Source organism: Mesorhizobium sp. CNPSo 4661 (assembly GCF_057784215.1).
On sequence record NZ_JBWGIO010000004.1, the window covers coordinates 124,573 to 142,039 of the forward strand.

The window sequence follows — 17,467 nt, forward strand, 5'->3', positions numbered from 1 at the left end:
CGTAGCGCATGATCTCGAAAACCGGAATCGATTTCGGCAGGGCCAGATCGGCTGGATAAAAGTCGGCCTCAGCGCTTGAGGTGGATGGTCACCCAGCCTTCGCGATGCAGCGTGCGGACGTGGCGGAAGCTCTGGCCTACATAGGCCGAGATCACCGCGTCGCGCTGACGGTCGAGGATACCGGAGAGCACCAGCGAACCGCCGAGCCTGATATGGTTGGCCATCTGGGGCGCCAGCCGCATCAGCGGCCGGGCCAGGATGTTGGCGACGATGAGATCGAAAGGCGCGCGCCTGGCGAAGATCGGATGATGGAAGCCCGGCGCCGTCACCGCCTCGACCAGCGCCTTGACGTGGTTGAGGCGGGCATTGGCGGCGGCGACGCGGACGGCGACCGGATCGATGTCGGTCGCCAGCACCGGGATATGCGCGAGCTTGGCAAGCGCGATCGCAAGCACCGCGCTTCCCGTTCCGAGGTCGAGCGCGTTGCGCGGCCGCTCGCGCAGCACCACCTGCTCCAGCACTTCGAGGCAGCCGGCGGTGGTGCCGTGGTGTCCGGTGCCGAAGGCAAGGCCTGCCTCGATCTCGATGGCGAGGTCGCCGCTGTGACGCTTGGCCCGGTCATGCGAGCCGTGGACAAGGAAGCGGCCGGCGCGCACCGGCTTCAAGCCTTCCAGCGAGCGGGTCACCCAGTCCACGTCGGGAAGGACCTCGCGCGCGACGGGCTTCGGCAGGCCGAGACCGGCGAGGATGTCCCTGACCCGCGCTTCGACGGGATCGATGTCGCCATCTGCATAGAGCGACACTTCGTGGATGTCTTTCTCTTCGTCGACCTCCAGCACGGCGATCGGCAGGCCGTCATCCTCGAAAGCGGCGTCGAGGGCCGCGAAGATGCGGTCGGCGTCAATCTTGCCTGCGGTGAGATGGAGCCTGGTCTGGCCCATCAGAATGACTCTTGTCTGAACATGATCTTTTCCGAAAACCGGTTCCCACTTTTTGCGTTCGCTGACCTTCGGTTCGGGATCATGTTTGGCCACCGCCAGCCAGCCGTTTCAGCTTGGCGACAGCGGTGTCGGCGCTTTCGCCATAGGCGATGGTGCCGGCGAAATCGCCCTTGGCATTGAGCAGCAGCACCGAGGCCGTATGGTCCATCGTGTAGTCGCCGTCGCCGGTATCGACCTTCTTCCAGTAGATGCCGAAGGCCTTGGCCATGGCATGCACCTTGTCCGGATCGCCGGTGATGCCGGTGATGCGGTCGGAGAAGTTGCTGACATAGGTGTTCATCGTCTCCGGCGTGTCGCGCTCCGGATCGATGGTGACGAAATAGGCGTTGAGGTTCTTGCCGCTGTCGCCCATCGTCTTCAGCCAGCCGGCCAGCTCGAACAGGGTCGTCGGGCAGACTTCCGGGCAATGGGTGAAGCCGAAGAAGACGACGCTCGGGTGGCCCCTGAACGCCGCCTCGGTGATCGGCGCGCCTTTCTGGTCGACAAGCGTAAAGGGGGCGCCGAAGGGCTCGCCGCCATAATGGCCCCGGTACCAGTCGAATGTAAGCCAGCCGATGCCCGCCGCCATCAGGACGAGAATGCCGACCAGGATTGAACGCATCATCAGTGAATGCCCATTGCGTTGGCTAGAAGCCAAGTTTCGGCGACAGTCTTAGCGGGTCGGCGCCGGGCACGCAAAGATGTCGCGTTGCCGCAATCGGACGGACAGGCCGATCCCGTGCCTGACCATTACCGATCCTTAATTTGACCGGTCTCGGCTCACAACTATCTTCCGTGCGATTTTCGTGATGGAGCTCCCCGATGGCTGGCGCGCCAGTATCCTATTCGAAGACACAGGTCTGGCTGCATTGGAGCATCGCGGCGCTCATCCTGGTCCAGTTCGTCGCCCATGACGGCATGCAGCATGTGTGGCGCGCGCTGCGCCGCGGGCAGGAGGCCGCCGCCGGCGATTGGCCGCTGGCCTATATGCATGTCGTGCTCGGCCTCGCGGTGCTGGTCCTCGCCGCCTGGCGGCTATGGCTGCGGACAACACGCGGCGTCCCGCCGGTGTCGGGCATGGAACATCCGGCGCTGCAATTGCTCGCCAGGCTGACTCATCTGGTGATCTACGCACTCATCTTCATCGTGCCGCTTTCCGGCGCGGCGGCATGGTTCCTGCGGGTGCCCGACGCGGGCCTGGTGCATGTCTTAGGCAAGAACATCCTCCTCTATGTGGTTCTGCTGCACATCGCCGGCGCGCTCGTCCAGCACTTTGTGCTGAAGTCGAATGTGTTGCGGCAGATGCTGGCCTTCCGGCAGGCATAGCCTCTTCAGCGACGCCGGGCGGCTTGCAAAAGTCATTGTGCTGTCCCACCTGACACCGGCAAACGTGAACCGAGGAGGCTTCCTTGCGAAAACTGATCGGCTTGTTCGCAGCCTGTCTTGCCCTGAGCGCCGGCGCGGCCATGGCTGACGAAGTGGGTAAGGTCGGTGTCGACTGGGTCGGCAACGACATCATGATCGACGCCATCAAGGACCCGAAGGTCGACGGCGTCACCTGCCACGTCGCCTATTTCGACCGCAGCATCATCGACCGGCTGCACAAGGGCAACTGGTTCGAGGATCCTTCCGATTCCTCGATCTCCTGCCGCCAGACCGGGCCGATCACCATCGGCGACATCGACATGAGCGAGGGCGGCGAGGAGGTGTTCAAGCAGGGCCTCAGCCTGATCTGGAAGAAGCAGGTGGTGAACCGCATCTACGACAAGAAGAACGAGACGCTGATCTATCTGTCGCATTCGCGCCAGGTGCAGAACGGATCGGCGAAGATGTCGGTCACGACCGTGCCGCTTTACGGCCAGAACGTGGTGTGGACCAAGGGCAAGCCGCAATAGCTTCCCGACAGGCCAGGCCGCCGCGCTTGCGGGACTGTCCCGGCCGGCGTAAAGCCGCTTCATGGACCGCCCTGAAAACCTCGTTCTCAAGGACCCCGCGCCGCGCATCCATCCGACCGCGGAGCTGAAGGCGTGCAAGCTCGGCCGCTATGCCTCGATCGGCGAGCGGGTGATCCTGCGCGAAGTGAGCGTCGGCGACTTTTCCTATTTCGAACGCCATTGCGAGGCGATCTACACAACGATCGGCAAGTTCTGCTCGATTGCCGCCAACAGCCGCATCAACGCGCTCGAGCATCCGATCGAGCGGCTGACGCAGCACAAGGTCAGCTACCGGCCAAACGAGTATTTCCGCTGGCTGGGCGTGGACACCGAATTCCGCGCACGGCGGCAGGCAAAATCGGTCAGCATCGGCCATGATGTCTGGATCGGCCATGGCGCGGTCATCATGCCGGGCGTCGCGATCGGCAACGGCGCCGTCATCGGCGCCAATGCCGTGGTGACGCATGACGTCGCGCCCTACACGATCGTCGCCGGCGTTCCGTCAAAGCCACTGCGCCGGCGGTTCTCCGCCACCGTCGCGGCGCGCATCGAGGCGCTCGCCTGGTGGGACTGGACGCCCGAGAAACTGGCAAGCGCAATCCCCGACATGCAGGCCATGCCGATCGAGGCCTTCCTCGATCGTTGGGAAGAAAACAGCTTTTGAGGCGAACCACCGGCAGAACGCCGTCCAAATGCATGACGGCGCTGTCGAGGTGTTGCCTTGCTCTCGGGGAATTGCCCCTTCCGCCATGCGGGGGTGGCGCAGCGGAAGGGGCTGGAGGTAAACCGCCGTGAAGCGGAAGGAACAGGCTTTCGGCCTGCAACCGCACTATGGCAAGCAACGGATAAGGTGTTTCTTCACACGCCTGCGCTTTCTGCGTGTATCCGATTGTGAGACGCGTGCATGCACGAAAATTCAATCCTTGGAACCGGACGCGGCGGCAGTTTGTTTCATAGCGAATCCTGCGCTTGCGCGGCTTGCCGAGGAATTTGCATGATCGAAAGACTCTTCACCAGCATAGCCAACCGGGTCGCGCATATGGCGGGCCTGCCGCCGACCTTTGCCGCCTGCGTGCTGATCGTGATCGCATGGGGGGCAAGCGGCCCGGTCTTCGGGTTCTCGGACACCTGGCAACTGGTCATCAATACCGGCACCACTATCATCACCTTCCTGATGGTGTTCCTGATCCAGAACACGCAGAATCGCGATGGCGCGGCGATCCAGGCCAAGCTGGACGAGCTGATCAGGGTCAGCCGCGCCCACAATCATTTCATCGGCATCGAGCACCTAACGGAATCGGAGGTCGAGGAAATCCGCGACAAATGCGAGCGCGCCGCAAAGCGGCATGATCGCAAGATCGCGGAGATGGCGGCCAAGAAGGCCGTGGCGGGCAAGACCGGCTCCAGGAAGAAGGCGGCCGCCTGAGGCGATGTAAGTATTTGCTTTTGCGCAATTTTGGACGGGAGGCTACGGCGAAGTCGCCGAGCCTAAACGCTATGCACTTTTCCTGGAATTGCTTAGCGGTTCATGAAGGCCGCGAACGCGTCCTTGTGATCGGGATGCCAGCGCGACAAGGCAGGGCGGTTCTCGATGATGTCGCCGATCGCCCAGGCCATGCGCTTTTCATCCGTCGGCCGCGCCACCTCGTTGTCGGGGCAGAGGATATAGAAGTCACCGTCCATCAGCGATGCCAGCATGAAGTCGATCACCTGTTCGCCGGTCCATGCGCCGGTTGGCTTTTCCGTCGCGCCTTCGGTGAGGCCGGTATAGGTGAAGCCGGGGATCAGCAGATGCGCCGACACCTTGGCTCCCGGCTCGTTGCGCAGCGCGTGCGCCAGCCCCTCGGTAAAAGTCTTCACGCCGGCCTTGGATACGTTGTAGGCGAGGTTGCCGGGCGGCGTGGTGATGCCCTGCTTGGACCCGGTGTTGATGATCAGGCCCGGCTTGTCCGCCGCGAGCATGCGCGGCGCGAAGGCCTCGACGCCATGCACGACGCCCCAGAAATTAATATCCAGCAACCGCTTCCAGGCGTCGCGGTTCTCCCAGGGCTTGCCCGGATTGTTGCCGACGCCGGCATTGTTCATCAGCACCGACACCGCACCGAAGGCGCCGTTGGCGAGTTCGGCCAGCTGGTCGACTTCGTCGGCCTTGGACACGTCTGTCGGGATAGGCAGGACGGCATCGTCTCCGGCAATCGCCGCGACAGCTTCCTTCGCCTGGTCGAGGCGCACGCCGCCGATATCGGCCAGCACCACCTTCATGCCCATCGCCGCGAAGCGTTTTGCGGCGGCAAGGCCGATGCCGCTGGCGCTGCCGGTGATGACGGCGACATTGCCGGAAGCGAAAGCGGGCAGGGCGGTCTGGATCTGGGCGTCGCTGGTCATGATTTCCATCCTTGTTCGGGTCGGGCCGAACTTAACGCCGGGCGCCGCCGTGGCAAGGCCAACGAATCCCGACAGTGACGGCAATAACCGCAACGGGTTGACGGCAATAGCCGCAACGGGTTGACGGCAATAGCCGCAACGGGTTGACGGCAATAGCCGCAACGGGTTGACGGCAATAGCCGCAACGGGTTGACGGCAATAACCGCAATGGGTTGACGGCGATAGCCGCAACGGGTTGACCATCGCTGCGCCTGCCGCGCATGCTGTTCAGAAAAAGGAGCTCGGCATTTGACCGATTGGATCGGAATCCTGAAGGAGCAGACCGTCAACGGCGACCAGATGGGCCGCGAGGTGCCGAAGATGCTCGCCAATCCCGACATCAGCGAGACGCAGGTGAAGACGCTGTTTGCGGCGCTGGAGAAGCAGGCGGATTTCGCCGAGAAGCTACGACTGGCGCTGGAGAAGTTCGGCCATGACTTTCCGATCATCAAGGCGGCCGAACGGCTGGAGGAGCGCTATGCCGACCTTGCCGCCTCGGCGGCGGAAAAGCTGAAAACAATGCGGAAGTAGGGTTCTATTTTTCGATCAGCCTCTCGAAGCGCTTGTCGGGCGCAAACCAGATGGCCGCTACAAGCACGTAGATCGCGACGCTGATCCACTGGTTGAAGAAGCTGAGCAGGACGGCGGTGGTGTAGAGTCCCAGGGAAATCTTGCCTTTGTTGTCGCGGCCCACCGCCTTGGCAAAGGTCGTGTCGGCGCCGTGCAGATGGCGCAGCTTGACGACCAGAATGGTATAGGCAACGGCACAAAGCACCAGGTCGATGCCGTAGACAGCGACCGGCACGGGCGCGAAGTGGTTCTCTCCCATGAACGCCGTGGTCACCGGCATCAGCGACAGCCAGAACAGAAGGTTGAGATTGGCCCATAGGACGCGCCCGTCGACGCGCTGCACCGCATGGAACATGTTGTGCAGATTGTTCCAGTAGATGCCGACATTGATGAAGGAGAGCACATAGCAGAAGAAGACCGGCCACAGCGGCAAAAGTGCTGAAAAATCCTCGCCATGCGGCACTTTCAGCTCCAGCACCATGATGGTGATGATGATGGCGACGACGCCATCGGTGAATGCCTCGACCCGTCCCTTGCCCATGATTCCTCCCCTCAGTGGCCGGCAGACGTTACGGGAGGATTCTGCGCAAGACCATACTGTCAGGATTGTCAGGAGGGCGTTCGCGGGGTGGAACAGCGCCATTATATAGGCGTTGGGCTTGCAACCTCCGGAGGTCGCGATGACCAGCTACGCTCAAACCATGACGCGTGACAATGAGCTTAGCGGCGGCGCCGCGAAAGCCGCCGTCGCCGCCATGATCGCCGCGCTCTTTGCCGGCAGCACCGCGCTGACGCCGCTTTACGTGATCTACAAGCAGGCCTTCGGCTTCTCGCAGATCATGCTGACGCTGGTCTATGCCGTCTACGTGGTCGGCAACCTGGCGGCGCTGCTGTTTTTCGGCCGCCTGTCGGATGCCGTCGGCCGCCGCCCCGCCGCGCTCGCCGCGATGGCGGTTGCGGTGGTCAGCGCGCTGTCTTTCCTGTTTGCTGAAAATCTCGCCTGGCTCGACGTCGCCCGCATCCTCAGCGGATTAGGCATCGGTGTCGGCGCAGGCGCCGGCACTGCCTGGTTGGCCGAACTGATCGAAGGCAAGGACAAGTCACGCGCCGCGGTCATCGCCACCAGCACCAACTTTGTCGGTCTCGGGGTCGGCGCGCTCGTGGCGGGGCTGCTCGCCCAATATGCGCCCTGGCCGCTCAGGTTGACATTCGCCGTTTATCTCGTCCTGCTCGTGCTGGTCACCCTGCTGATCTGGCGTACGCAGGAGACGGTCTCCGAGCCCGGGCGATTCTCCGACGTCCCGTTGCGGCCGCGGCTTTCGGTGCCCGACGATATCCGCGCGCAATTCGTGGCGCCGGCGGTGACCGGGTTCGGTGCCATGGCGCTGGTCGGCTTCTACGCGGCGCTGGCGCCGAGCATATTGGCGCAGCAGCTGCATGTGACCAGTCATGCCGAAGCCGGCGGGCTTTTCTTCGAGCTGTCGATCGTGGCGGCCGTCACCATCCTCGCCACCGCCAGGCTCTCCAGCCGCGCCAGCATGCTCGCGGCGCTGGCGCTGATGATCCCCGCCGTGGCGCTGGTCGTGGCGGCGCAGGTCTACGCTTCGATGGCGCTGATGATCGCCGCGACGGCGCTCTGTGGCGTGGCGGCGGCTCTCGGCTATCGCGGCGGCTTGCAAGTGGTCAATCAGATCGCGCCCGCCGACCGTCGCGCCGAGGTGGTGTCGGCCTTCTTCATCTGCTGCTTCTGCGGCAACGCGCTGCCGGTGATCGGCATCGGCATTCTGTCCAGCATGGCGAGCGCCACCGCGGCAAGCCTGGCCTTTGCCGGCATGATCATCGTGTTCTCGCTGGTGGCGCTCGGCTTCGGCGCCAGATACGCGCGGTAGGTTTAACTATTCGGTCTCCGGCAAGAGTTGCGCACGCTGGCGGGGCACGCCGAGGCCGGTGTCGGGCGGCTCGCCGGCGGCCGGGCGGTCCTCGATCATGTGCATCGTGCGCCAGCGCCCGAAGCGATAATAGGCAGCGGCGAGCACGAGCGAGGCGATCGAGCCGGCCGGAAAGCTCCACCACAGCGCTTCCTGGCCGATGACGCTGCGCATGGAATAGGCAAAGCCGGTGCGGATGATCAACACCGAGATGATCAGGATGATCAGCGGCGGCATGACGGCGCCGGTGGCGCGTACCGTGGCGAAGAGCACGATGGTGACGCCGAACAGGATGAACGACCAGGATGCCACCTTGTTGATGTGGGCGGCGATGTCGATCGCGGCGCTGTCATTGCTGAGGAAGAGGCTGAGGACTGCGCGGTCGAAGGCGAAAAGCAGCGCAACCAGCGCGCCGGTCAGCACCAGGTTGAAGCCGACGCCGGATGCCGCGACCTTGCCGATGCGGTCCCAGCGCCCGGCGCCGACATTCTGTGCCGCCATCGAGGAGACGGCGGCGCCGATCGCCAGGGCCGGCATCTGGATATAGGTCCAGAGTTGGGCTGCGATGCCGTAAGCGGCGGCGACCTGGGATCCATAGGAATTGACGATGCCCATCACGGTCAGCGCCGCGGCCGAGATGACGATCATCTGCAGGCCCATCGGAATGCCCTTGGAGACGACGATGCGCAGCAGCGCCGGGTCCGGCCGAAGCAAGGCCAGATCGCTGCCCGCCAGCCTGAGCGGATGTTTGCGCACATAGAGCACGATGAGGATGGCGATGACGCTCACCGTCTGTCCTACAAGCGTCGACGTTGCCGAGCCGGCGATGCCGAGCTCGGGGAAGGGGCCGATGCCGCGGATCAGCAGCGGGTTGAGCACGACGTCAAGCACGACCGCCAGCGCCATGAAGACGAACGGCGTGCGCGAATCGCCGGCGCCGCGCAGCACGGTCATGACGAAGGACAAAAGGTTCATCATCGGCACGGCGACAAAGATGATGCGTAAGTAGGCGCGCGCCAGCGGCAAGGCATCCGCCGGCGTGCCGAGCCCGGTGAGGATTGCGTCGACCCAGACCCAGCCGCAGACGGCGAACACCACGGAAACCAGGAAGAAGAAGGTGGCGCTGGTGCCGACGATGCGCCTGGCCTCGGGCAGGTCGCGGGCGCCGACCGATTGCGCCACCAGGATGGTCGCCGCCATGCCGATGCCGAACACCGTGCCGAGGATCAGGAACAGCACCAGATTGGCGTTGGAGGTCGCCGTCAGCGCCGCCTCGCCGAGGAAACGGCCGACCCAGACCGCGTTAATCGAGCCGTTGAGCGACTGCAGCACGTTGGAGCCCAGCACCGGCAGCGCGAACAAAAGCAGCGTGCGCGGTATGGGGCCGCTGGTCAGGTCGGCGGTCCGCCGGCGGGTGGGCTTTTCGTCATCCATGGCAGCACCGAAAATGAATCAGGCCCGCGATGCTATCGCAGGCCTGATGCTCATGCATCCCTTCCGCGCTCGGTCATATGCCGCTCGCCATACGATCCGAAGCAGAACTAGTTCGCGGCGAGGCTGTTCCCAGACAGTCCAGGCAGCGTGACCTGATAGACGAGGAAGGTGGTGTCGACATCGGCGCCATCCTCGGCCTTGTACGAAGCGCCGACCTGGAAGCCGTCCTGGGTGAGGAAGTCGTTGTCGTTGGCGACGAACAGGAAATAGTCGTCGGGCAGCTTCGGATCGAGCACGGAGACCAGCGACATCGCTTCCCACTTCTCCGAGAGGTTGTTCTTGTCGTTCGGCGCGCCATTGTGCAGGCCGAAGCGGCTGAGCTCGCCCTTGTCGTTGATGTCGATGAACGAGGTGAGCTTGGCCGGCGTCACCGACGGGTCGAGCACGCCCTTGGGCGCGACCGGCTTGTCGGCGGCGTCGAACGGGCCGTTGGCGATATCGGTCGCGGCGGAGAGGTCGACGATCTCGATCTTGCGATAGAGCGACTCGTCGCCCTTGAGGCCCTGGCCGTTGCCCGAGTCGCGGGCCAGCATCAGGAAGCTCTTGTCGGAAAGCGCGACGATCTCGCTCTGGGCGGCGATCTTGGTCTTGCCCTTGGCGTCCTTGAACATCGGCAGCGGAACGACATATTCGTGCGCCAGCTTGAGGTGGGCGAGGTCGGAAGCGTCATAGACCAGCGCGCGGGTGTTCTGGCGCGTCGAGCCGGAATCGCCGCCGTCCTGGCGGGCCGCCGACTGCAGCACGGCGATCAGGAACTTGCCGTCAGGCGTCATCGACATGCCTTCGAGACCCTGGTTGTTCTGGCGGCCGGTCTCGGGATCCTTCGGATCGGGCTCGGCTGCGCCCGGGCCGGGGTTGTCGGAGGCGAAGTTCGGCTTGCTGTGGCGCATCGGCACCAGGGCCGCGGGCGGCTGCGTCGCCGACATCAGGCGGCCTTCGGCCGAGAAGCGATAGATGTTGGGGCCATATTCGTCGGAGATGAACATCGTGCCGTCGGGCAGCCGCACGATCGCTTCGTCGTCCAGCGCCAGCTTGCCGTTGTCGGCCTGCGGCAGGATCGGCATGCCGCCGGCGGCTTCGCGCACGCCGTTGAGAGGATCAAGGCCGGTGGAATCAGTGCCCTTGTTGTCGGTCAAGAGCATCGTGTCGGCGAGCGTCGCCCTGACGCCGGTCTGTTCCTGCCCGGCGGCGGGCGCCGCGCCAGGGGCGGTCGGCGTCAGCTCGATCGCGATGGTGTTGACGCGAGCGCGATAATCGGTGGTGCCGACGACATTGTAGCCGCGATCCGGCAGCAGCCAGAGCGAACCCTTGTAGCCCGCGCCGTCGCGTGTCCAGCCCTTGGTGTCGATCGCCATGCCGGAACCCGAACCGAACGTCTCGCCGAACTTGTCCTTCTGGCTGGCCGGAATGCGACCGATGCCGACGAGCCCTTTGTTGACATAGGCGACGCCGTCGGCGAGCGCCGGGGTCAGCGTGGTAAACAGGGCGAGTGCCGCGCCAAGCGCGACGGTTCGGTTGAGACGTTTCATGGATATCCCCTTCGTGACGAGCAGATTGGAGCAGGCGTCGCATCAAAAGCCGCCAGCAGCTTCCGCCAAGCGGTCTAGGACGCCAACGTGATGGTTGCGTGACAGGAGGGCAGTTCTACCTTCTCCCCTTGTGGGAGAAGGTGGATCGGCGCGCAGCGCCGAGACGGTTGAGGGGTGTTCCAGGGAACGTCGACGCCTCACTCCGCTGGAGCACCCCTCATCCGACCGAGCTTCGCTCGGCCACCTTCTCCCACAAGGGGAGAAGGAAAAGCTGCTGCTCAATCGCTCTCGCGCGCGATCAGCTCCAACGGCCAGACTTCGCGCATGATGCGTGTGCCTTCGGGGCCGGCGAAGGCGGGAAGGGAGGCGAGCAGCATCTCGGCCAGCCGCCGGCCCATGGCCTCCAGTGCCGGACGGAAGGCGGTCAGCGTCGGCGAGAAGTAGCGGCAGAGCGGCGTGTCGACGATGACGATCACGGCCATGTCATGGCCCGGCCTGATGCCCATCTCTGCCAGCGCCTTGCAGCCGCCAAGCGCCATCGCGTCATTGTTGAAGATGATGGCCGTCGGTGGGGCCTTGGAGCGCATGACTTGCGGCGTCACCTGGTAGCCGCCGGTCTCGTTGATGAAACCGTCGGCGATCAGGTCGGGGTCGACCTCGATGCCGTGCCGCCTCAGCGCCTTGCGGTAGCCGTCGAGGAACAGGTAGCCGAAGTTGAGATCAAGCGAAGGGCGGATGGCGGCAATGCGGCGGTGGCCGCGCGCGACCAGCCGCTCGACGGCTTCATCACCCGCCCTCTCGAAATCGATATCGAGCGAAGGATAGGTGTCGCCGCCGGACTGACTTCGGCCAAGCGTGGCGAAGGGAAAGCCGGCCTTGCTGAGATAGTCGATCCGGTCGTCTTCCCTTCGCGTATTGGCCAACACGACCGCGTCGGCCCGGCGCGTCTCGACCACGCGGCGCAACCGCTCCTGCTGATATTGGCCGGGCTCTCCCATGACGACCATCAGATCGAGGTCATGCTCGGCGAGCTTCGCCTGCAGCCCGATCAGGAACGGGATGAAGAACGGCTCGCCATATTGTTGGTCGCCCGGATGCGGCTGCAGCATGAAGGCGATCGAGCGGGTGGCGCCTTGCCTGAGACTGCGGCCGGACTGGTTGGGTGAATAGTTCAGCTCTTTGGCCGCATCGAGCACGCGCCGGCGCGTATCGGCATTGACGTCGGCACGGCCGTTCAGCGCGCGCGACACGGTGCCGATCGAAATGTTCAGGTGACGCGCAAGGTCGTGAATGCTGGACGCCAAGAGCCACTCTCCCTTGCCTTGGCCAGAGCAATTCCAGGAAAAGCGCGAAGCGGTTTCCGTTCGGAATTGCGTCAAAAACAAAGAGTTAGACCGGTTCACCGTTTTCGTAAACGGTGAGCCGGTCTAGCATTGGCTGCCGCCCGGGCCAAGGCTTCCGGAAGATTTTTGAGAGGCAGCCTGTTGACATTCTATGTCATCGGGTGTGTTCTCGTAAACGTTTACGGAAAAACGTTTACGGTCTCGCCGTGAATGCCGTGACGACCGGTCTGGAGGGACCGGGCGGAGGAGGAGCGCTGGATGATGAAGGTCGTCCTGGTCGGGTGCGGAGCCATGAGCAGGCAATGGCTCGATGCCGCGAGGCAGATCGACGGGCTTGCCATTGTCGGCCTTGTCGACCTCGATGCCGACCGGGCACAGGCAAGGGCGCGCGAATACGAGCTTTCCGGCGCGGTCATCGGCACCAGCATCGATGCCGTCCTCGATCAAACCAAACCTGACGCTGTGTTCGACGTCGTGGTTCCGGCAGCGCGCCGCGGGGTCGCGCTTTCTGCCTTTGCCCATCATTGCCATTTGCTCACGGAAAAGCCGCTGGCCGACAGCCCGGACAATGCGCGCGCCATCATCGCCGCGGCGCGGGCTGCCGGGCGCATCCATGCCGTGGTCCAGAACCGCCGCTACGTCGCCAATGTCCGGCGCATCCGGCGGTTCCTCGATTCCGGCGCGATCGGCGCGCCGACAAGCATCCACGCCGACTTCTTCGTCGCCCCGCATTTCGGCGGTTTTCGCGAGGAGATGGCGCATGTGCTGCTGCTCGACATGGCGATCCACACCTTCGATGCCGCCCGCTACATGGTGGGCGGCGAGCCTGCCGGCGTCTATTGCCAGGAATGGGAGCCGGTCAGTTCGTGGTACCGGCAGGGATCGTCGGCAAGTGCGGTCTTCGACTTCGGCGGCGGCAAGGTTTTTACCTATGCCGGCTCCTGGTGCGCAGACGGTTTCAGGACCAGTTGGGAAGGCAGCTGGCGCATCGTCGCCCAGCGCGGCTCCCTGTTGTGGGATGGCCATGACGGGCTGAAGGCGGAAGTGGTTGCGTCCGGCCGCGACGGTATCATCGACAAGACCCGGCCGATCGAGGTGCCGCCGCTCGATCCCGCCGATCGTGTCGACGGCCATCTCGGCATCATCAAGGATTTCATGCACGCGATCGAGACCGGCACGGAACCGGAAACGCGCGGCACCGACAATATCCGCAGTCTGGCCATGGTGTTCGGCGCCATCGAGAGCGCCGAGACCGGGCGCCGCATCGCCATCGCACAGGAGCCACAATGATGCCGAACCCGCTTCTCGATATCAGGATCGGCACCATGGTGCGGGCCAATCTCGACGACCCGGCGGCCTATATCAGGCAGATCCTGCCGCTCGGTTTCGAGAGCATCCAGCCCTTCTTCTGGCAGACGCTGGGCGGCAAGGATTTGCCGCGGCTCGCCGGCCAAATAAGGGAGGCGATCGGCGACGCCGACGTCACCGTGTCGTCGCTCGGTGTGTTCGGCAATCCGCTGGAGAGCGGCGAGGTCGATCGCGGCGTGCTCGCAGCCTGGGAGACGGTGATCGACAACGCGCATCTGTTCGGCGCTTCGATGGTCTGCGGCTTCACCGGCCGTCTGCGCGGCAAGAAGCTGACCGACAGCCTGCCCCGCTTCCGCGAGGTCTGGGGGCCGCTGGCCAAACGCGCCGCCGACAAGGGCGTGCGCATCGCCTTCGAGAACTGCGCCATGGACGGCAACTGGGCGAGCGGCGACTGGAACATCGCGCACAACCCGGACGCCTGGGAACTGATGTTCAACGAATTGCCCAACGACAATCTCGGGCTCGAATGGGAGCCCTGCCACCAGCTCGTCTACCTGATCGACCCGATGCCGCAGATCCGCAAATGGGCGCCGCGCATCTTCCACGTCCACGGCAAGGACGCCACCGTGCGCTGGGACGTGATCCGCGAGCATGGCGTGTTCGGGCGCCTGCCTTTCGTGCAGATGCGCACGCCGGGCTTCGGCGACAGCGACTGGACGCGGGTGATCAGCGAGTTGCGGCTGGCCGGTTACAAGGGCGCCATCGACATCGAGGGCTGGCACGACCCTGTCTATCGCGGCGACCTCGAGATCACTGGCCAGGTCCGTGGCCTGGAGTATCTGAAGCAATGCCGGGGAGGGAACAGCTACCTGCCCAATCCGACTTGAGTACTGGCCGACTTGAGTACTGGCCGACTTGAGTACCGGCCGACTTGAGTGCCGGCCGGCGGGAGGAGCCGGCCGATCCAAATCATTGTCGTAAACCCTTGATAGCGAGGGACCAAAAGGGAGGAACGTGCATGAGCATCACGACCAGAAGAACTGTTCTGCGCTCGACCGCCGTGGCGGCCGCCACGGCGCTCTGCGCCTCGATCTCCACCTTGCCGGCGCAGGCGCTCGACGCGCAATGGTGCAAGGACGTGCACATCCGCTTCTTCGTCGGTGGCGCCGAGGGCGACGCCTTCGGCACCATCGTCTATAATGGCGCCAAGCAGGCGGCGGCCGATCTCGGGCCGAAGGTCGACTACATCTTTTCCGGTTGGGATGTCGAAAAGATGGTGCAGCAATTGCGCGAGGCGGTCGCCGTCAAGCCCCAGGGCATCGCCATGATGGGCCATCCGGGCGACGCGGCGATCATGCCGCTGGCCGAACAGGCGCATAAGGACGGCATCAAGATGATGTACCAGAACGTTCCGGTGCCGACCGTGGTGGCGGCGTTCGGCGGCGGTTATGTCGGCGCGCAACAGGAGCAGCAGGGGCGCGCGCTCGGCGCCGAGGCGTTCAAGCTGGCCGGGCTGAAGGCTGGCGACAAGGCGATCATGATCGGCCCGTTCGAGAATGAGAGCCGCGGTGCGCGCGAGCGTGGGACGGTCGCCGCGCTGAAGGAGGCCGGCGTCGATGTCGTTCAGATCAATTCGCAAACCGAATGGGCAGCCGATCCCAATCTCGCGATCCCGCCGATCACTGCCGCGCTCCTCAACAATCCCGGCGTCAAGGCGGTCGGCTATCCCGGCGGACAGATGCTCGGCAATGTTGCCACCTATATGCAGGCGGCGGGAAGGAAGCCCGGCGACATCTTCAATTTCGGCTTCGACACCAGCCCGCAGATCGTCGAGGCCTTCAAGGGCGGCTGGGTGCAGCTGACGGCCGACCAGCAGCCGTTCATGCAGGGCTATCTGCCGATCCTCAGTCTCTGCCAGCAGGTGGTGCTCGGTCTTGCCCCCATGAATGTCGACACCGGCGCCGGCTTCGTGACGCCGCAGAACTACGAGATCGTCTCAGAGCTCGCCAAGCAGGCGCTGCGCTGACCTCCCAGGCCGCCGGCCGGACCCAACCCGGCCGGCGGGACCGCCTGCGGACGAGGCAGGCACAACAGACAATTCAAGCGAGGATCGCATGAGCGAACGCATCATCGAACTGCGCGACATCAAGAAGTCCTACGGCCAGGTCTATGCGCTGGGCGGCGTCAATCTCAGCGTCGATCGCGGCGAGGTGGTCGGCCTGATCGGCGACAACGGCGCCGGCAAGTCGACGCTGATCAAGATACTGTCCGGCGTGGTCAAGCCGACCAGCGGCGACATCCTGGTGCGCGGCAAGCCGGTGACCGGATGGAGCGCGGCGCGCTCGCGCGACGCCGGCATCGAGACCGTGTTCCAGGATCGCGCCCTGGCCGTGCAGCAGACCATCGTGCGCAACATCTTCATGGGTCGCGAGCTCACAGGCTTCATGGGCTGGCTGAAGGTCAACAAGGAAGTCGCGGAAGCTAGCCGGCTGATGCGCGAGATCGGCTTCACCTCGAAAGTGTTCACGCCGCAGTCGATCGTCGGCCAGCTTTCGGGCGGCGAACGCCAGGGCGTGGCGATCGCGCGCGCCATCTACAAGCAGGCGGAGCTGATCATCCTCGACGAACCGACCACGGCGCTGTCGCTGACCGAGACCGCCAAGGTCTTCCATTTCGTGCGCCAGGTGCGGGCGAGTGGCCGCTCGATCCTGTTCATCGGCCACAACATCCACCATGTCTTCGACATCGCCGACCGTTTCGTGGTGCTCGACCGCGGCAAGGTGGCGCTGACCGCCGACCGCACCGAGGTCAAGTCGGCCGAGGATCTCATCAACTTCATGGAAGACGTGGCGCATCCCGGCGGATTGCCCGGTTTGCATGGGGAAGCGGAGCAGAGAGCGTGATGAGCAAAGCCATGGAACCCGATCTGCAAACACCTCTCGGAAGGGCAAGCGGCCAGGCGACCAAGGAGTGGAGCCACCCATCCAACCACTGGCTGCGCGGCTTCGTCCTCGACAACCGCGCGGCGCTCGGCACGCTGGCCGTGTTCATCGTGATGATGGCGGTCTTCATGATCGCCAACCCGACCGTCTTCACCACTTGGTATCTCTACAGTTCGGTGCTCACCACGCTTCCCGTGGCGCTGTTCGTGGTGGTGCCGCTGGTCTTCGTCGTCACCTGCGGCGAGATCGACCTGTCGTTCCCGGCGACGATGGGCTTTGCCTCATGGGTTTTCGCGCTGGTGGTGCAGGCCGGCTACGATCCGTTTATCGGCATCGTAGCCGCGCTGGTCACCGGCACGCTGCTCGGCTTCCTGGTCGGCTCGCTGGTCGTCTATGGCGGACTATCGTCGCTGATCGCCACGCTCGGCATGAATTTCCTGCTGCGCGGCCTGATCCAGATCGTCAACGAGGGCAAGTCGATGGCGCTGACGGGCCTTGCCGACAGCTCGGCCTACAAGATCTTCTCCAGCCAGGTCTTCGGCATCCCGGTGCAGATCTTCTGGGCGATCGCCTTCGTCGTCTTTGCGGCGCTGCTCTACAACCGCCACCGCTTCGGCGCGCAGGTGAAAGTGGTCGGCGACAATCCCGACAGCGCCAGGCAGATGGGCATCGACGTCAAATGGGTTCGGGTGAAAGTCTTCGTCTTCGTCGGCATAGGCGCCGCGATCGCCGGCTGCTTCTCGGTGATGATCAACTTCACCTGGTGGCCGACGGCGGGCGACGGCTATCTGCTGCCGGTGCTGGCCTCGGTGTTCGTTGGCGGCACGCCGACCTGGGGCGGCATCGGCACAGTCGTCGGTGGCGCGATCGGCGCGGTCACGGTGTCGTTCATCCAGACCGGCGTGGTCGCGGCAGGCTTGAGCGGCTTCTACGTGCAGTTCTTCAACGGGCTGATTATCATCCTGTCGTTGCTGGGGCATAAATGGAACCAGGCGCGGTACAGGTGAGGGGGCTG

Annotated in this window: 18 protein-coding genes; 11 read left to right on the top strand and 7 right to left on the bottom strand. The window is 64.3% G+C overall.

All coding sequences use genetic code 11. The features are described 5' to 3' along the window. Positions 1 to 68: 68 nt before the first annotated feature. Both AC0YKC_RS07265 and AC0YKC_RS07270 read right to left on the bottom strand, forming a co-directional pair. On the bottom strand, positions 69 to 941 hold the full coding sequence (locus AC0YKC_RS07265; RefSeq protein WP_488510632.1) for a 50S ribosomal protein L11 methyltransferase: 873 nt from the start codon (positions 939 to 941) through the stop codon (positions 69 to 71). A gap of 79 nt (positions 942 to 1,020) precedes the next feature. After that, the gene (locus tag AC0YKC_RS07270; RefSeq protein ID WP_488510633.1) at positions 1,021 to 1,605 is read right to left on the bottom strand and encodes an SCO family protein; all 585 of its coding nucleotides are present in this window, start codon (positions 1,603 to 1,605) and stop codon (positions 1,021 to 1,023) included. 197 nt (positions 1,606 to 1,802) lie between these two features. Between AC0YKC_RS07270 and AC0YKC_RS07275 the strand changes: the two genes are divergently transcribed. From AC0YKC_RS07275 to AC0YKC_RS07290, 4 genes are all read left to right on the top strand, one after another. Further along, positions 1,803 to 2,306 carry a cytochrome b gene (locus tag AC0YKC_RS07275; protein ID WP_488510634.1) on the top strand — a complete coding sequence of 168 codons (504 nt, stop codon included), beginning with the start codon at positions 1,803 to 1,805 and terminating at the stop codon, positions 2,304 to 2,306. A 140-nt stretch (positions 2,307 to 2,446) separates the two neighbouring features. Beyond that, a complete protein-coding gene (locus AC0YKC_RS07280) occupies positions 2,447 to 2,875 on the top strand; it encodes a CreA family protein (protein WP_278160609.1) in 429 nt (142 codons plus the stop codon). Between the two features lie 61 nt (positions 2,876 to 2,936). Then, positions 2,937 to 3,578: a DapH/DapD/GlmU-related protein gene (locus AC0YKC_RS07285; protein ID WP_488510635.1), complete on the top strand. Its 642-nt coding sequence runs from the start codon at positions 2,937 to 2,939 to the stop codon at positions 3,576 to 3,578. A gap of 330 nt (positions 3,579 to 3,908) precedes the next feature. After that, positions 3,909 to 4,340 (top strand): low affinity iron permease family protein, encoded by a 432-nt coding sequence (locus tag AC0YKC_RS07290; protein WP_320295140.1) that lies wholly within the window; start codon positions 3,909 to 3,911, stop codon positions 4,338 to 4,340. Between the two features lie 92 nt (positions 4,341 to 4,432). Here the strand turns inward: AC0YKC_RS07290 and AC0YKC_RS07295 are convergent, their stop codons facing one another. Next, a complete protein-coding gene (locus AC0YKC_RS07295; RefSeq protein ID WP_488510636.1) occupies positions 4,433 to 5,299 on the bottom strand; it encodes an SDR family NAD(P)-dependent oxidoreductase in 867 nt (288 codons plus the stop codon). A 288-nt stretch (positions 5,300 to 5,587) separates the two neighbouring features. Here AC0YKC_RS07295 and AC0YKC_RS07300 point away from each other — a divergent pair, with 288 nt between their 5' ends. Next, on the top strand, positions 5,588 to 5,869 hold the full coding sequence (locus tag AC0YKC_RS07300; RefSeq protein WP_320295142.1) for a hypothetical protein: 282 nt from the start codon (positions 5,588 to 5,590) through the stop codon (positions 5,867 to 5,869). Between the two features lie 4 nt (positions 5,870 to 5,873). Here AC0YKC_RS07300 and AC0YKC_RS07305 read toward each other — a convergent pair whose 3' ends face one another. After that, positions 5,874 to 6,449, bottom strand: a complete 576-nt coding sequence (locus tag AC0YKC_RS07305; protein ID WP_320295143.1) for a TMEM175 family protein — start codon at positions 6,447 to 6,449, stop codon at positions 5,874 to 5,876. Between the two features lie 139 nt (positions 6,450 to 6,588). On the opposite strand from AC0YKC_RS07305, the gene AC0YKC_RS07310 reads away from it, so the two are divergent. Continuing rightward, positions 6,589 to 7,797 carry an MFS transporter gene (locus tag AC0YKC_RS07310; RefSeq protein ID WP_488510637.1) on the top strand — a complete coding sequence of 403 codons (1,209 nt, stop codon included), beginning with the start codon at positions 6,589 to 6,591 and terminating at the stop codon, positions 7,795 to 7,797. 6 nt (positions 7,798 to 7,803) lie between these two features. Here AC0YKC_RS07310 and AC0YKC_RS07315 read toward each other — a convergent pair whose 3' ends face one another. The 3 genes from AC0YKC_RS07315 to AC0YKC_RS07325 all read right to left on the bottom strand — a co-directional run bounded on the left by AC0YKC_RS07315 (position 7,804) and on the right by AC0YKC_RS07325 (position 12,163). Continuing rightward, complete coding sequence (locus tag AC0YKC_RS07315; RefSeq protein WP_434723332.1) at positions 7,804 to 9,270, bottom strand: MATE family efflux transporter; 1,467 nt, start codon at positions 9,268 to 9,270, stop codon at positions 7,804 to 7,806. A gap of 107 nt (positions 9,271 to 9,377) precedes the next feature. Beyond that, a complete protein-coding gene (locus AC0YKC_RS07320) occupies positions 9,378 to 10,859 on the bottom strand; it encodes an esterase-like activity of phytase family protein (RefSeq protein WP_488510638.1) in 1,482 nt (493 codons plus the stop codon). Between the two features lie 278 nt (positions 10,860 to 11,137). Then, a complete protein-coding gene (locus AC0YKC_RS07325) occupies positions 11,138 to 12,163 on the bottom strand; it encodes a LacI family DNA-binding transcriptional regulator (RefSeq protein WP_488510639.1) in 1,026 nt (341 codons plus the stop codon). A gap of 297 nt (positions 12,164 to 12,460) precedes the next feature. Here AC0YKC_RS07325 and AC0YKC_RS07330 point away from each other — a divergent pair, with 297 nt between their 5' ends. From AC0YKC_RS07330 to AC0YKC_RS07350, 5 genes are all read left to right on the top strand, one after another. Further along, a complete protein-coding gene (locus tag AC0YKC_RS07330) occupies positions 12,461 to 13,492 on the top strand; it encodes a Gfo/Idh/MocA family protein (RefSeq protein ID WP_488510640.1) in 1,032 nt (343 codons plus the stop codon). Next, positions 13,492 to 14,397 carry a sugar phosphate isomerase/epimerase family protein gene (locus AC0YKC_RS07335; protein WP_488510641.1) on the top strand — a complete coding sequence of 302 codons (906 nt, stop codon included), beginning with the start codon at positions 13,492 to 13,494 and terminating at the stop codon, positions 14,395 to 14,397. Before AC0YKC_RS07330 ends, AC0YKC_RS07335 begins: the two co-directional genes overlap by 1 nt. Before the next feature lie 131 nt (positions 14,398 to 14,528). Further along, positions 14,529 to 15,536: a substrate-binding domain-containing protein gene (locus AC0YKC_RS07340; protein WP_488510642.1), complete on the top strand. Its 1,008-nt coding sequence runs from the start codon at positions 14,529 to 14,531 to the stop codon at positions 15,534 to 15,536. An 88-nt stretch (positions 15,537 to 15,624) separates the two neighbouring features. Next, a complete protein-coding gene (locus tag AC0YKC_RS07345; RefSeq protein ID WP_488510643.1) occupies positions 15,625 to 16,413 on the top strand; it encodes an ATP-binding cassette domain-containing protein in 789 nt (262 codons plus the stop codon). Continuing rightward, positions 16,413 to 17,459 carry an ABC transporter permease gene (locus AC0YKC_RS07350; protein WP_320295150.1) on the top strand — a complete coding sequence of 349 codons (1,047 nt, stop codon included), beginning with the start codon at positions 16,413 to 16,415 and terminating at the stop codon, positions 17,457 to 17,459. The genes AC0YKC_RS07345 and AC0YKC_RS07350 overlap by 1 nt, the downstream gene beginning before the upstream one ends. The last annotated feature ends 8 nt before the right edge of the window (positions 17,460 to 17,467 follow it).